Source organism: Sphingobium nicotianae (assembly GCF_018603885.1).
GTDB classification, from domain to species: Bacteria; Pseudomonadota; Alphaproteobacteria; order Sphingomonadales; family Sphingomonadaceae; genus Sphingobium; species Sphingobium nicotianae.
Genome location: NZ_JAHGAW010000007.1, coordinates 55,297 through 69,432, shown reverse-complemented (window position 1 = coordinate 69,432; position 14,136 = coordinate 55,297). Strand labels below are relative to the sequence as shown.

General features: G+C 66.2%; 18 protein-coding genes and 1 tRNA gene. 12 read left to right on the top strand and 7 right to left on the bottom strand.

The window, feature by feature from the left end:
* The first annotated feature begins 135 nt into the window (after positions 1 to 135).
* Both KK488_RS11510 and KK488_RS11505 read left to right on the top strand, forming a co-directional pair.
* Positions 136 to 212, top strand: a tRNA-Pro gene (locus KK488_RS11510).
* A gap of 403 nt (positions 213 to 615) precedes the next feature.
* Positions 616 to 3,423 (top strand): DUF3857 domain-containing protein, encoded by a 2,808-nt coding sequence (locus tag KK488_RS11505; RefSeq protein ID WP_250890313.1) that lies wholly within the window; start codon positions 616 to 618, stop codon positions 3,421 to 3,423.
* A 12-nt stretch (positions 3,424 to 3,435) separates the two neighbouring features.
* Here the strand turns inward: KK488_RS11505 and KK488_RS11500 are convergent, their stop codons facing one another.
* Positions 3,436 to 3,978: an FMN-dependent NADH-azoreductase gene (locus tag KK488_RS11500; RefSeq protein ID WP_214623648.1), complete on the bottom strand. Its 543-nt coding sequence runs from the start codon at positions 3,976 to 3,978 to the stop codon at positions 3,436 to 3,438.
* 77 nt (positions 3,979 to 4,055) lie between these two features.
* Between KK488_RS11500 and KK488_RS11495 the strand changes: the two genes are divergently transcribed.
* On the top strand, positions 4,056 to 4,451 hold the full coding sequence (locus KK488_RS11495; protein ID WP_349356879.1) for a winged helix-turn-helix transcriptional regulator: 396 nt from the start codon (positions 4,056 to 4,058) through the stop codon (positions 4,449 to 4,451).
* Between the two features lie 2 nt (positions 4,452 to 4,453).
* Here KK488_RS11495 and purQ read toward each other — a convergent pair whose 3' ends face one another.
* From purQ to KK488_RS11475, 4 genes are all read right to left on the bottom strand, one after another.
* The gene (purQ, locus tag KK488_RS11490) at positions 4,454 to 5,128 is read right to left on the bottom strand and encodes a phosphoribosylformylglycinamidine synthase subunit PurQ (RefSeq protein WP_214623646.1); all 675 of its coding nucleotides are present in this window, start codon (positions 5,126 to 5,128) and stop codon (positions 4,454 to 4,456) included.
* A 12-nt stretch (positions 5,129 to 5,140) separates the two neighbouring features.
* A complete protein-coding gene (gene purS, locus KK488_RS11485; protein WP_214623644.1) occupies positions 5,141 to 5,374 on the bottom strand; it encodes a phosphoribosylformylglycinamidine synthase subunit PurS in 234 nt (77 codons plus the stop codon).
* 146 nt (positions 5,375 to 5,520) lie between these two features.
* A complete protein-coding gene (locus KK488_RS11480) occupies positions 5,521 to 6,270 on the bottom strand; it encodes a nucleotidyltransferase domain-containing protein (RefSeq protein ID WP_214623642.1) in 750 nt (249 codons plus the stop codon).
* Positions 6,271 to 6,282: 12 nt separating this feature from the next.
* Entirely contained in the window at positions 6,283 to 6,777 is a 495-nt protein-coding gene (locus tag KK488_RS11475) for a DUF6456 domain-containing protein (protein ID WP_250890311.1), read from the bottom strand.
* A gap of 96 nt (positions 6,778 to 6,873) precedes the next feature.
* On the opposite strand from KK488_RS11475, the gene KK488_RS11470 reads away from it, so the two are divergent.
* The 4 genes from KK488_RS11470 to KK488_RS11455 all read left to right on the top strand — a co-directional run bounded on the left by KK488_RS11470 (position 6,874) and on the right by KK488_RS11455 (position 9,479).
* Positions 6,874 to 7,437 carry a helix-turn-helix domain-containing protein gene (locus KK488_RS11470; RefSeq protein ID WP_214623640.1) on the top strand — a complete coding sequence of 188 codons (564 nt, stop codon included), beginning with the start codon at positions 6,874 to 6,876 and terminating at the stop codon, positions 7,435 to 7,437.
* Between the two features lie 50 nt (positions 7,438 to 7,487).
* Positions 7,488 to 8,003, top strand: coding sequence for a hypothetical protein (locus tag KK488_RS11465; RefSeq protein WP_214623637.1), 516 nt, complete (start codon positions 7,488 to 7,490; stop codon positions 8,001 to 8,003).
* 125 nt (positions 8,004 to 8,128) lie between these two features.
* The gene (locus KK488_RS11460; protein WP_214623635.1) at positions 8,129 to 8,911 is read left to right on the top strand and encodes an alpha/beta fold hydrolase; all 783 of its coding nucleotides are present in this window, start codon (positions 8,129 to 8,131) and stop codon (positions 8,909 to 8,911) included.
* Positions 8,912 to 9,014: 103 nt separating this feature from the next.
* Positions 9,015 to 9,479 carry a cupin domain-containing protein gene (locus KK488_RS11455; RefSeq protein ID WP_214623633.1) on the top strand — a complete coding sequence of 155 codons (465 nt, stop codon included), beginning with the start codon at positions 9,015 to 9,017 and terminating at the stop codon, positions 9,477 to 9,479.
* Position 9,480: 1 nt separating this feature from the next.
* Here KK488_RS11455 and KK488_RS11450 read toward each other — a convergent pair whose 3' ends face one another.
* Complete coding sequence (locus tag KK488_RS11450; RefSeq protein WP_214623632.1) at positions 9,481 to 9,723, bottom strand: DUF2934 domain-containing protein; 243 nt, start codon at positions 9,721 to 9,723, stop codon at positions 9,481 to 9,483.
* A gap of 126 nt (positions 9,724 to 9,849) precedes the next feature.
* Between KK488_RS11450 and KK488_RS11445 the strand changes: the two genes are divergently transcribed.
* Positions 9,850 to 11,019 (top strand): glycosyltransferase, encoded by a 1,170-nt coding sequence (locus KK488_RS11445; RefSeq protein ID WP_214623629.1) that lies wholly within the window; start codon positions 9,850 to 9,852, stop codon positions 11,017 to 11,019.
* A 177-nt stretch (positions 11,020 to 11,196) separates the two neighbouring features.
* Here KK488_RS11445 and KK488_RS11440 read toward each other — a convergent pair whose 3' ends face one another.
* Positions 11,197 to 11,364: a hypothetical protein gene (locus KK488_RS11440; protein WP_214623627.1), complete on the bottom strand. Its 168-nt coding sequence runs from the start codon at positions 11,362 to 11,364 to the stop codon at positions 11,197 to 11,199.
* A gap of 124 nt (positions 11,365 to 11,488) precedes the next feature.
* On the opposite strand from KK488_RS11440, the gene rpiB reads away from it, so the two are divergent.
* The 4 genes from rpiB to nrdR are packed head-to-tail and all read left to right on the top strand — an operon-like array spanning position 11,489 to position 13,965.
* Entirely contained in the window at positions 11,489 to 11,941 is a 453-nt protein-coding gene (gene rpiB / locus KK488_RS11435) for a ribose 5-phosphate isomerase B (RefSeq protein WP_214623624.1), read from the top strand.
* A gap of 45 nt (positions 11,942 to 11,986) precedes the next feature.
* Entirely contained in the window at positions 11,987 to 13,291 is a 1,305-nt protein-coding gene (gene glyA / locus KK488_RS11430; protein WP_432653850.1) for a serine hydroxymethyltransferase, read from the top strand.
* Between the two features lie 5 nt (positions 13,292 to 13,296).
* Complete coding sequence (locus tag KK488_RS11425) at positions 13,297 to 13,503, top strand: hypothetical protein (protein WP_214623622.1); 207 nt, start codon at positions 13,297 to 13,299, stop codon at positions 13,501 to 13,503.
* A complete protein-coding gene (gene nrdR, locus KK488_RS11420; protein ID WP_214623621.1) occupies positions 13,504 to 13,965 on the top strand; it encodes a transcriptional regulator NrdR in 462 nt (153 codons plus the stop codon).
* Positions 13,966 to 14,136: the final 171 nt, after the last annotated feature.

Here is a 14,136-nt window from a genome sequence, read left to right as displayed (position 1 = left end):
CCCCCACCGGCTTTTCGTTTTAATGGGGCGCCCACTCCCCGGTCTTTGCAACCCCCCCCCCCCCCCCCCCCCCGCAAAATGTCCCGACGCGGACTTGCAACTTGGGTACGATACGCCTAGGAGGCGCGCTCCGGTCGGGACGTAGCGCAGCCTGGTAGCGCATCACACTGGGGGTGTGGGGGTCGGAGGTTCGAATCCTCTCGTCCCGACCAATTTTTCCTCGATTCATCATGCCTTCATCGCGCGACATTGGGACGCGCGACGAGCCTCTGCGCTTCTGCCTCGGCCGTCGACGATAAGGATGAGTTGATCGAGCCAATCGATCAAAGCCGCGTAACAATCTTGCGAAGTTCACGGGGTGGATAAAGAATGAACTTCGGAAAACCTCGGAAATTCGACCACCCCGAATCCTGTGGTCAGCAAAGCGATCATGCACAGCGGAGAAAGAGCCACTCCAGCCTGGCACAGTAGCCGGCGTGTAGGACAGGCTTTTCGGCGGCTCGTCGACGCGGCCACCAGCCCGTCGGCTCGAAACGGCACATCGCGCGATCCTATCGATTGAGCGCCCGCCCGGGATGCTATAGCGGTTGGGCTATGATCGGGAGGATGTGCGTTTTGAACCGCTATGTCGTTGTTTCGGCGTTTGTTGCAGGCATCGTCGCCACGGGCTCGGTCCGGGCCGGCGAGACGCCGCTCTATCAGCCGACGCCCGCCTGGGTGATCCCGGCCAAGCTGCCCGATCTCGCCACTCTCGGCAGCAACGCGCCGGCCATGCTGATCTTCGACGCGCAGCAGCGGATCGCCGATGGCGGCCTGTGGAGCTATGTCGACACCGCCCAGCGCATTTCCTCGCCCGAGCAGCTCAACCAGCTCGCCAACCTCACTCTGCCGTGGCTGCCGGACAAGGGCGACCTCATCATCCACGAGCTCTCGATCATCCGCGGCACCGAGCAGATCGACCTGCTCAAAGGTGGCAAGACCTTCACGGTGCTGCGCCGCGAGCAGAATCTGGAGCAGCGCGAGCTGACCGGCATTCTCACGGCGACCATGGCGGTCGAGGGTTTGCGCGTCGGCGACATCTTGCGCACCCGCTTCTCGACCACCGGCAAGGACAAGGCGCTGGCCGGCCACGTCCAGGCGCTCGCCCCCGTCATCACCGCGCCGATGGTCGTGGCGCAGGGCCGCCTGCGCGTGCTCTGGCAGAATGACAGCGGCGCCCACTGGAAGCTCCACGCCACCGGACTTACGGCCAAGCCCGTGCGCGGCAAAGACTTCACCGAACTGACCTTCGTCCTCCCCGGTCCTAAGCAGCCAGACATCCCGCAGGATGCGCCCGGCCGCTATCGCGCACCGCCGATCCTCGAAGTGTCGACCTTTGCCGACTGGGCCGACGTGTCGCGCGCCATGTATCCGCTGTTCAACCCCGATGGACTGATCAAGCCGGGCAGCCCGCTGCAGGCCGAGATCGACACGATCATGAAGGCGGACAAGACGCCGCTGGGCCGCACGCAGCGGGCGCTGCAGCTCGTGCAGGACAAGATCCGCTACCTCGCCGTCTCGATGGACGGGGGCAATTACGTGCCGCAGACGCCCGAGCAGACCTGGTCGCTGCGCTATGGCGACTGCAAGGCCAAGACGCTGCTGCTGCTCTCGCTGCTGCGCGGCATGGGCATCAAGGCCGAGCCAGTGCTGGCGCATGCGACGCTGGGCGATCTGGTCGTCAATCGACTGGCGACCGCTGCCGCCTTCAACCACATCCTGGTGCGCGCCGAGATAGAAGGCGAGTCCCTATGGCTGGACGGCACCGGGCTTGGCGCGCGGATCGAGGATATTCACGACACGCCGCCATTCCGCAATGTCCTGCCGCTGCGGGCCGAGGGCACGGGACTGATGGCGATCGAGCCGCGCAAGAGCGGCCGGCCGGTCTTCGACCTCGCCATGACTGTCGACGAGAGCACCAGTGTCGACCTCGCCAGCCCGTTCGACCTGTCGCTGACGGTGCGCGGCGGGCTCGGCATGCGGCTCAACATGGCGCGCAACCAGCTCGACGCGAAGAAGCAGCGGGAGGTGTTCGGCCAGTTCCTCGACAATATCGTCGGCGATTCGCAGTACAGCACGATCGAGCTGGTGCCCGACGAGCAGGCCGGATCGATGACGATCAAGGCGCGCGGCGTGACCGCATCGGCCTGGCGCTGGGATGACAAGGCGATGAAGCGTGGGCTCGACCGGGCGCTCGCCACGATCGGCTTCAATCCGGATCGGGCGCGCGCCGCCTGGTCGCAGATCCCGGTCGCGACGATGCAGCCCGAGGCGCGGCACTTCCGCATGACCATCCGCCTGCCGGACGGCGGCAGGGATTTCAAGATCGACGGCCAGCCGGCGCTGGCCGGTCAGGTCGCGGGCTTCGACTTCAACCGGACGGTGACGCTCGACAAAGGCGTGGTGACGCTGGACGAGCGGGTCGATTCAACTGGCATCGAGATACCAGCCAGCCAAGTCGGCGCGGAGAAGGACCGGCTGGCGACGGCGCGGGTGCGCGCGCCGCGCCTGATCGCGCCCGCCAAGACGCTGCGCCGCTGGGATCTCGCGGGCAAGGACCCGGCCGGGGGAACACAGATCGCCGCAACCGAGGACGTCTATACAAAGGCGATCGCGCAAGATCCCGACGAAGCCGCCAATTATCGCGCCCGCGCCTATTTCCGCCGCAGCGTCAACAACGGCAAGGGCGCGCTGGCCGATCTCGACAAGGCGATCGCGCTGGAGCCTGGCATCGAGCTCTATCTGGCACGCTCCAGCCTGTTCGAGGAGCAGAATGACCTCGCCAAGGCGCTTGCCGACGCGGAGTCCGCGCGCCAGCTCGATCCCTCGTCGGTACCGGCGACGCTGCGCGTCTCCAGCCTGCGCGCCGAGCGCGGCGACGTGACGAGCGCTCTCGACCTGCTCGACCAGCGCATCGAGCTGGGCGGCGAGACGCGCCAGACCTACAATGAGGCGAAGGCCGACATTCTGGGCAAATATGGCAACGCCAACGAAGCCCTGAAGCTGGTCGAGACGCTGATCGCCGACAAGCCGGGCACGCCGACGCTGCTCAACCTGCGCTGCTGGATCAAGGGCACGCGGCAGGTGGAGGTGGAGACCGCGGCGAAGGATTGCACCTCCGCGCTGGAGCTTTCCAGCAATCCCTACGGCATTCTCGACAGCCGCGCCCTCGTCTCCTATCGCCTCGGCAAATATGAGGACGCGATGCGCGATCTCGACGCCGTGCTCAACGCCGTGCCCAACATGGCCGAGAGCCGGTTCATGCGCGGCGTCGTGCTGGCCCGGATGGACCGCAAGAGCGAGAGCGCCACGGACCTCGACATCGCCCGGCGCCTGCGGCCCCGGATCGACGTCGAGTATGCCCGTTACGGGATCAAGCCCTGATCGCCTGAACCGTCAGGCGGCGAGCTGCGATATGCTCTCCAGCGCGCCTTCGATGGCGGTGGCGCGATGGTCAGGGCTCACCTGAATGCCTTCCGCCACGACGAACTCGGGATCTAGGCCGATGAAGGCGAAGACCGAGCGCAGATAGGTCTCGAGATGCTCCATCGCCGCGCCCGGTGAACCGGCGCCGTAAAAGCCGCCGCGCGACACCGCGACGATGATGCGCTTGGGCCCGGCCAGGCCGACGACGCCCTGCTCGGTATATTTGAACGTCTTGCCCGCGACGAGGATATGGTCGATCCACGCCTTGAGCTGGCTCGGTACCGAGAAATTATACATGGGCGCGCCGATCACCACCGTATTGGCGGCGAGGAACTGCTCGACGCTGTCGTCGGCCACCCCCGGCAGGAAGTGAGGCAGGGGCGCTGCCGCCAGATCGCGGTGGACGACGGTGGCGGACGGGTCGGCCGCCTGGAGGCGCGAGACGATCGCGGCGGTGAGCTGGCGGCTGACGCTGTTGTCGGCCAGGACGCTGGAATCGATGTGCAGAATCATGGGCATTTCCTCGGTATTGATTTGTAACTGAGGCACCATATGTTACCATCAAGACGGGCCCGCAAGGAGGCACAATCTTGTTACTTGATGACATGGCGGTAACCGACCCGGTGGAGGTGGACCACAGGAGCTGCCGCCGCGTCGCGCCGATCCTGGCGCGGGTCGGCGACAAATGGAGCATCCTCACCATCATGACGCTGGCCGGCGGATCGAAGCGGTTCAGCGAGCTGCGCCGGGCGATCGACGGCATCTCGCAGCGGATGCTGACGCTCACCCTGCGCGGGCTGGAGCGCGACGGCTTCGTGGCGCGGACGGTCACGCCCTCCATCCCGCCGCGCGTCGACTATGAGCTGACCGCGCTCGGCCGGTCGCTGCGCGAGCCGGTGGTCGCGCTCGGCCAGTGGGTGCAGGAGCATCTCGACAAGATCGACGATGCGCGCGCGGCCTTCGACCGGGCCAACGCGGAAGACTGAGCTCAGGCGCTCGCCATCAGGCTCTCGACCAGCCCTTCGAACAGGCGCCGCCCATCCGTGCGGCCATGCGCCTTTTCGATCACGCGCTCGGGATGCGGCATCATGCCGAGCACATTGCCCGCATCGTTGAGGATGCCGGCGATGTCGCGGGCCGAGCCATTGACCGCCTCGGCATAGCGGAAGGCGACGCGGCCCTCGCCTTCGAGCCGGTCCAGCGTCGCGGTATCGGCGAAATAATTGCCGTCATGATGCGCGATGGGGAAGGTCACGACCTCACCCGCGCTATAACGGCTGGTGAAGGCGCTCTGGCTGGTGCCGACGGTCAGCGCGACATCGCGGCAGATGAAATGCGTGCCGGCATTGCGCATCAGCGCACCGGGGAGCAGGCCGGTTTCGGTCAGCACCTGGAAGCCGTTGCAGATGCCGAGCACATAGGTGCCCCGCGCCGCCGCATCGGCGACCGCCTGCATGACCGGCGAGCGCGCTGCCATGGCGCCCGAGCGCAGATAGTCACCGTAGGAGAAGCCGCCGGGCACGCCGATCAGGTCGATGCCCTCGGGCAACTGCGTCTCGCGATGCCAGACCATGACCGGCTTGCTCCCGCTCACGGCCTCGAACGCGACGGCGAGATCGCGATCGCAGTTCGATCCGGGGAAGACGATGACAGCTGTTTTCATCGCGAGGCTCCCTTAGCTGACGGTGTCGATCCGGTAATTCTCGATCACGGTGTTGGCGAGCAGCTTCTGGCACATCGCCTCGATGTCGGCATTGCTGGTGCCGTCGGCCAGGTCCAGCTCGATGAGCTTGCCGGCGCGCACATCGTTGACCCCGCCAAAACCAAGCCCCTCGAGCGCATGCTGGATCGCCTTGCCCTGCGGATCGAGCACGCCGGCTTTCAGGGTGACGAACACACGCGCTTTCATGGGGGTCGAGTCCTCCGAATTGACCGATGCGGCAGGCCCTAGACCCGCCGGACCGAGCCTGCAAGGGGCGAGGGCCAGGAGGATCGCGGCGACGCAACATTCTTGCGAAAGTCACGAAAGTCACGGGGTGAATAAAATCTCATTTTTCATGCCTCGCTCCCTGCGATGCGGCTGAAGGGCGGCGCGTCGCCGCGGTAGCCGTCGAACAGCGGCCCGCCATGCGGCGCCATTTCCTGCTCCGCCAGCGCGATGACGGTCGCGCTGGCGCCGCGCGTGAACAGCGCGGCGAAGGCGGTCTCATAGCGATCACGCAGGCCCGGCTCGGCGCGCTCCAGCATGCGGGGCACCCACTTGCCAGACCCATTCCAGCTTCCGCGACCGCGCAGGCTGAGCTCGGCGAGGCGGGGATAGAGCGCAGCGCCGAGCGCCATGATCTCGGCCATGCTCCGATCGCCCCGCAGATCGTCGAGCATGTCGGTGATGCCATAGCGCAGGCGATCGCGTTGTTCAGCATCCAGCGGCGGCGGTCCTGCCGCAAGCCGCGCGGCCATCCGCGCCTGCAGCGCCTGTGCGCTGACGACATCGGCGCCGATGATCCGGCCCCCGGCAATCACCGAGATGATGGCGGGATGCCCCTTGCGGCTGTCAGCCTCGACGAACCAGGCGAGAGTCTCGGGATCATGAACGAACGCTTCCACCGGCACGCCCTCGAACAAGAAGGATTTGCGATGCGCGTGCGGCAGGCGATCGTGGATCACGACCATGTCGATGTCCGAGAAATGCGTCCCCTCCCCGCGCATGATCGATCCACCCGCGAAGGCGAAGGACGCATCGGGGAAGCACTGCTCGAATGCAGTCTGCGCGAGAGCCAGGGCCTGGGCGGGGTCGGGTATCATGGCCCTGCCGCCCTAGCCGATCCGATAAAAGTCGGCCACCCGATCCAGCGCGAAGCCGAGCACCAGCTTGCCGGCGCGGCTGGGCCAGCCGAGCGAGCGCTCGCAGGCGGGCAGACTCTCGCAGGCGCAGACGACACGCCAGAGAATATCGCAAAGCCCCGGCCCGGCCGCAGCCAGCGCGCCATCGAGCCGCAAGCGCGCCGCGACCTCATCGAGACCGGGATCGGGCGCACCGGGCGCGGCGCGGCGGCTCCGGGAGGGCGCGGCGGCGCTGTCCCAGTTCATCGTGACGCGGGCGCCGAGCGCGGCGCGCTCCCAGTCGCCGCGAATGGCGTCCGCCGCGTCATATTGGCGGCGCGAGAGCATCTTTCGGGAATAGAGCCAGCTTGCCGGGGATTCGCTCAGATTGACCAGGAGGCGATAGGCCTTGCCGTCCGGTCCCTCGACGGTGCGCTCGGCGTAACGCCCCTCCACCACCTTGCCCACCGCCTTGCCCGCTGCTGCCATCTATCGTCGCCTCCGCCTCGAATCGCCGGAAAGCCATTGCCATGTGGAGATAAATGTAGGACAGAGATAACCGATAAGGTTATCAAAGGGGCCAAGATGATTACACGCATCCGGGAAGTGCGCAAGGCGCGCGGGTTGACGCTGGAGGAAGTGGCGGCGCGCTGCGAGCCGCCGACCACGGCGCAGACCATCGGCCGGCTGGAGACGGGCACGCGAACCGTATCGGTCAAATGGCTGAACCGCATCGCCACCGCGCTCGGCGTGCAGGCGAGCGATCTGGTCGACCTGCCCGAGAGCGAGAAGGTGCCGGTTGCGGCGCTGGTCGGCCCCGATGGCGCCGGCGCGCCGAGCCGGCCGCTGACGCTGGTGCCCCCCGCTGTGCCCAAGGGCGCGCTCGGTATCCGCATGACGGCCGCACTCGGCGACTATCGCGCCGGCGACGAGCTGTGGTGCGAGCCGCTGGCGCCCGAGCGCTTCACCGAGGGGCTCAACCGCGACGTGCTGGTGCCGCGCCCGGCGGGCCGCTTCCTGTTCGGCCGCCTGATCGGCCGCGACGGCGCGATGCTGCACCTCCTGCCGCTCGGCATCGGCACGCGGCAGCAGGTGGTGAACGATCCGGCCTGGATCGGATTGCCGGTAAAGCTGATCCGGGGATTGTAGAGGCCAAAAAAAATCCGAAACGATCGATCGCAAGGTCAAGAGGAGGTCTAATGCCAATCCCGGAAGTCCAGTTGGACCACGCCTTCGCGGAAGCTCTTGAAAATAATCCCGGCTTTCGCACTTGGCTAATTTCTGAAGGCAGGTTTTGGCGGCATCCAAATGCAGCCCTACTTTGTACGGAACAGGAAACGGCGCGAAAATCGGCTAAGCATTGGTGGAAACATTGGTGGACAAGATTGCCGGACGGCAGCGAGAGCGAAACAGATATTTTCTCAGTGTGGGAATGTGATGGCTTCCGATTTGCCATTCATATCGAAAACAAGCCCCCTCACGGTAATTTGAGCTTCATCCAAGCCGCAACCTATCGTCGTCGTGCAACCTTTATGGCGAACCAACCGCGGTGGCTTTCCTATTCCGATTTTGAAACGATCATTCTCGCCCCATCATCCTTCATTGAACGCCATAGAGAATGTGCAAATCAATTCGACCGGGCGATAACTTATGAACAGATCGCCCGCTTCGTGCCATTGATGCAGGCCGCTCTCGATGAATCTGAAAAAGACTAGATTTTTGCTAATACCGCTCGAGAATTGCGGTTTTGAACTGCAACCGTGAAATGCGAGTTTTGCGCATGAAGATTGTTGGAACCGTATTCTTTCCGCTTCTTATTTTCGCTTCTGCAGCCCCAGCCGTGGAGCGCTGGACGACCTTCCCCGTCCTCCCCGCCATGGCCGCGCCCGCCTCGTCCGGCACGGTCAGCGCCAGGGGCGGCGCGATCCATTATGCGAGCTATGGCAAGGGGCCGCCCGTCATCCTGCTGCATGGCGGCCTGTCGAACAGCGACTATTGGGCCAACCAGTTGCCCTTTCTCGCGCGCGATCATCGCGTCATCCTGATCGACAGCCGCGGCCATGGGCGCAGCACGCGCAGCGCGCTGCCCTACAGCTATGAGTTGATGGCCTCGGACGTGATCGCCGTGATGGACCAACTGAAACTGCGCAAGGCGGCGATCGTGGGGTGGAGCGACGGCGCGATCATCGGCCTGGTGCTGGCGATCCGGAATCCCGAGCGGCTGACCTGCGTCTTTGCGTTCGCGGCGAACATGGACCCGAGCGGGGTCAATCTCGACGCGACCGAGAAGCCGCCCTTCTCGACCTTCGTCGCGCAGGCGCGCAAGGATTATGAGCGTCTCTCGCCGACGCCGGACAAGTTCGACGACTTCCTCGCCGCGATCGGCAAGATGTGGGAGACGGAACCCAATTACAGTGCCGCCGATCTGGGCAAGATCCATGTGCCGGTCGCGATCGTCGATGGCGATCATGACGAGGCGATCAAGGCCGCGCACACCGCGTATCTCGCGCGGTCGATCCCCGGCGCCCGGCTGATCTGGCTGAAGGATGCCAGCCATTTCGCGATGATGCAGGACCCGGCCGGCTTCAACGCAGCGCTCGACGCCTTTCTGCGCGGTCGCTAGGCGGGGCCGCGCGCTTCGCCATCCCGTCCTACCGCTGCCGTGCCGGCGCGCGGTAGAGCATCGGCCGCAGCGGTCCTACGCCGCACCGACAGGGAGAGACCAGATGGACACCAGCCGCCGTGATCTGCTCATCATGGGCAGCGCGCTCACCGCCCTCGCCGCGACGGCGGGCCATGCCGCGATCGATCCCGCACCCGCAGGCCTCATGGAAGTGCTGCATATCCACACCGGACCGGACGGCCTCTCCCGTGCGAGCCGGGTGACGGTCTATGGCAACAAGCCGATCCCGGTCGTGCAGATCACGGCCGGGAGCATCGGCACGGGGCTCACCAACTGGGGCACTGCGCCCCAGAAGCGCTTCTCGATCAACACGGTCGGCGATCTCGACGTCGAGCTGGGCGATGGCACGCATCACCGGATCGGCAAGGGCGACCTCGTCTTCATCGAGGATCAGGGCGGCAAGGGGCATCGCAGCAACATGCTGACGCCGGTCGCCAATCTGTTCATCATCGTGCCGGACGATTTCGACCTGCTGGCCTGGGCGGGGACGCCTCCGGCGGCGGGCTGAGTCAGGCGGGCTTTCGCGCCTTGCGCCTGGTTGGCGCGCCGGGCGCGTCCTGGTCCTGGTTCAGCGTGCCTTCGTCGGTCTGCATGACATAGTCGCTGGCATCGGCCACCGCAGCGCGATCCGGCGACAGCTCCTGCTCGGCCTGATCCCAGTGCGCCATCGACCGGCCCTCTGGCTGGCCTTCGTCCAGCCAGAGCTGGTGCGCGCGTGCCCTGATCCGCTGTTCCTTATCGTCATCCACCATTGCCTGTCTCCGTCATGATCGTTGCTCTGCAGAGCAACGCCAGATCGGGGAATTGGATGCATGGAGAGGCCGGCGGCGCTCCTCTCCCCTAATGCCTTCTTCACCGCCGGCTGCTAATCCGCGCGCATGACGCTGCGTGTGCTGACCCTCTCGACCCTGTTTCCCGATGCGACGCGGCCGAATTTCGGCGTGTTCGTCGAGCGGCAGACGCGCGAGCTGGCGAGCCGGGAGGACATCGCGGTGACGGTGGTCGCGCCGGTCGGCATCCCGCCCTGGCCGCTGTCGCTGCATCCGCGCTATCGGGCGCTGGCGGTGCTTCCGGCGCAGGAGCAATGGCGCGGGATGGACGTGCATCGGCCGCGTTTTCCGATCCTGCCCGCGGTCGGCGGGCGCTGGCACCCGGCGCTGATGACGCGCGCGATCCTGCCGCTGGTCGAGCGGCTTCATGCGGAGCGGCCGTTCGACGTGATCGACGCGAGCTTCTTCTTCCCGGACGGGCCAGTCGCGCAGCGGCTCTCGGCTCGGCTCGGCATTCCCTATTCGGTGAAGGCGCGCGGGGCGGACATTCATCATTGGGGCCGGGACGCGGCGACCGGGCCGATGGTCCGCGTGGCGGCGGAGGGCGCGGCGGGCCTGCTCGCGGTCAGCGCGGCGATGAAGGCGGACATGGTGGCGCTCGGCATGCCGGAAGAGGCGATCCGCGTGCATTATACCGGTGTCGACCTGGAGCGGTTCGCCCTCGGTGACCGCGCGGCGGCCAAGGCAGCAAAGGGTCTCGCCGGGCCGGTGATCGCGACATTGGGCGCGCTGATCCCGCGCAAGGGGCAGGCGCTCGTGATCGAGGCGCTAGGCGGGCTGCCGGACGCGACCCTGCTGCTGATCGGTGAAGGGCCGGATCGCGCGGCGCTCATCGCGCTGGCCGAGCGGCTGGGTGTGGGGAGCCGCGTGCGCTTCCTGGGCAGCGTGCCGCATGCGGAGCTACCGGGCTGGCTCGCGGCCTGCGATGTCATGGCGCTGCCATCGGCCTCCGAGGGGCTCGCCAATGCCTGGGTGGAAGCGCTCGCCTGCGGTGTGCCGCTGGTGATCAGCGAGGCGGGCGGCGCGCGCGAGCTGGTCGATCGGCCGGAAGCGGGGCGGATCGTCGCGCGGGAGGCCGGGGCGATCCGGGAGGCAATCGGGGCGCTGCTGGTGGAGACCCTCGCCCCGGCGACAGTGCGGGAGACGGCGCGGCGCTTCACATGGGCGGCGAATGGCGACGCGCTGGTGGCGCATTTGATGGGATGCGTCCGGAAATAACCTCTTTCGCCAAAGGCCGTTCGGTTCGAGTTGAAGCGAGACACGTGGCTCGCTTCAACATCGAGCGAAGTCGAGATGGCTGTCGAGAACGCTGGACGGCGCCAACTTTCTCGACTCCGGTTCTCGACAGGCTCGAACCTCAGCTCGAAACGAACGGTTAGATAGACGGAGTGAGGATCACCCCACCGGCATCGCCCAGATCGCGACATTGGCGAACATCACCGCCGCCGCGACCAGCATAAGCCAGCCTTGCTTGTGGGCGCGGCGCTTCACGATGAGGGTCACGCCGCCGGTCGTCAGCGCGATGCCGGCCAGCATCAGGATAGAGAGGATCGTCCCGTTCATGAGGCGCGCCCTAGCCCCCGCGTCCGCCCGGCGCAATCGGCGGTGGCATTCTCGGGCCTGTAACACTAGATGAGGCGCCAAGCGCGACTCACCGTTCCGCTCCAGTCGCGCAGACGGGGTAACCATGCGCATCGCCATCGCTTCCGACCACGCCGCCTTCGCGCTGAAGGCAAATCTGGCTGACTGGCTGCGCGCACAGGGCCATGAGGTCGAGGATCTCGGCACGCATAACGACGCCAGCGTCGACTATCCCGATTATGGCTACAAGCTGGCCGAACATGTCGCCGCCGGCCATGCCGAGCGCGGCGTCGCCCTGTGCGGCACCGGCATCGGCATCTCGATCGCGGTCAATCGCAATCCCGCGGTACGCTGCGCCCTTGTCTCCGAGCCCTTCTCGGCGCGGCTGTCGCGCGAGCATAATGACGCGAACATCATCGCGATGGGCGCGCGCATCGTCGCGCCGGAACTGGCGCAGGCCTGCCTCGAGGTGTTTCTCGCCACGCCCTTCGGCGGCGATCGCCACATCCGCCGCATCGACAAGCTGAGCCATCCGCCGGTCTCCGCCCAAGCCGACTGAACATAAGAGGAAGAATTCGTCATGACTGCTTCGACCGCCACGGCCGTGAACTCGAACGAACCCGCGATCCGCGCGCCGGGCTTCTTCTCGGCCGGCCTCGCGCAGGCCGATCCGGAAGTGTTCGCCGCCGTTCAGGGCGAGCTCAAGCGCCAGCAGGACAAGATCGAACTGATCGCCTCGGAGAATATCGTCAGCAAGGCGGTGCTGGAGGCGACCGGCTCCATCTTCACCAACAAATATGCGGAAGGGTATCCCGGCAAGCGCTATTATGGCGGCTGCGAATGGGCCGATGTGGTCGAGACGCTCGCCATCGAGCGCGCCAAGAAGCTGTTCGGTTGCCAGTTCGCCAACGTCCAGCCCAACAGCGGCAGCCAGATGAACCAGGCGGTGTTCCTGGCGCTGCTGCAGCCGGGTGACACCTTCATGGGGCTCGATCTCTCGGCGGGCGGTCATCTGACGCATGGCTCGCCAGTCAACATGTCCGGCAAATGGTTCAACTGCGTGCCTTATGGCGTGCGCAAGGAGGACCAGCTGCTCGACATGGACGCGGTCGCGAGCCTCGCCCGCCAGCACAAGCCCAAGCTGATCATCGCCGGCGCGACTGCCTATCCCCGCCTGTGGGACTTCGCCGCGTTCCGCGCGATCGCGGACGAGGTCGGCGCGACCCTGCTGGTCGATATGTCGCACTTCGCCGGCCTCGTCGCGGGCGGTGCGCATCCCTCGCCTTTCCCGCACGCTCATGTCGTCACCACGACCACGCACAAGTCGATGCGCGGGCCGCGCTCGGGCATCATCCTCACCAATGACGAGGCGCTGGCCAAGAAATTCAACTCGGCGGTCTTCCCCGGCCTGCAGGGCGGGCCGCTGGTGCATGTCATCGCCGCCAAGGCCGTCGCCTTCGCCGAGGCGCTGCAGCCCGAGTTCAAGGCCTATGCCCACCAGATCGCCGCCAATGCCAAGGCGCTGGCCTCCAGCCTCGCCGATGCCGGCGTCGCGGTGGTCTCGGGCGGCACCGACAATCACCTGATGCTGATCGACCTGCGCTCGCGCGAGACGACCGGCAAGGCCGGCGAGAAGGCGCTCGATCGCGCCTACATCACCTGCAACAAGAACAGCGTGCCGTTCGATACGGCGAGCCCCTTCGTCACCTCGGGCCTGCGGCTCGGCACCCCGGCGGGCACCACGCGCGGCTTCCGCGAGGCGGAGTTCCGCCAGATCGGCGGCTGGATCGCCGAGGTGGTCGAGGGTCTGCGCCGGAATGGCGAGGAAGGCGACGGCCAGATCGAGGCGCATGTGCGCGAGAAGGTCAAGGAATTGACCGCCCGCTTCCCGATCTATGAGGGGCTTTGAAGATCATGAGCGAACCTGATGATATGATAGAAAAAGCCAAGGCGGAAATCTCCGGCATGGCAAAGCAGGGTTTGGCCCATCCCTCGACCAAGCCGGTGCTGACCGGTGCGGCGATCGGGGCGGTGGCCGGTGCATTGCTGCCCGTTGTCTCGCTCCCGATCGGCCTGATCGCCGGTGCCGGCATCGCCTTCTGGCAGCGGATCCGCCGCTAGATGCGGTGTCCCTATTGCGCACATGAAGACAGCCAGGTGAAGGACAGCCGTCCCACCGAGGACGGCGCCGCGATCCGCCGTCGTCGCCAGTGCGAGGGCTGCGGCGCGCGCTTCACCACTTTCGAGCGGATTCAGCTGCGCGACATCATCATCCTCAAATCGGACGGCAGGGGCGAGGCGTTCAACCGCGACAAGCTCGCTCACGCGATCGGGCTGGCCTGCCGCAAGCGCGCGATCGAGCCGGTGCGCATCGAGCGGCTCGTCTCGGGTATCCAGCGCCAGCTCGAAACCAGCGGCGAGAGCGAAGTCCCCTCCGCCAAGATCGGCGAGTTGGCGATGGAAGGCCTTAAGGGCCTCGACAGCGTCGCCTATATCCGCTTCGCCAGCGTCTATAAGGACTTCACCGAGGCCAAGGACTTCCAGGAGTTCGCGGGGTCGATCCGCGAGGTGAGCGGGGAGTGAGGGTTGGCCTGGCTCTTGAGAGGCGGGGATGCTCGACCTTCCCTTTCTTCGTCTCCTTTCCCCTTGACCCCGGCTCCGTTCGTCCTGAGTAGCCGCTGAGCTTGTCGCGTTCTAAATTGCCGCACTTCTTCCGTTCGGTTCGAGCGTTCGTCGAGCGAAGTCGAGACGAAT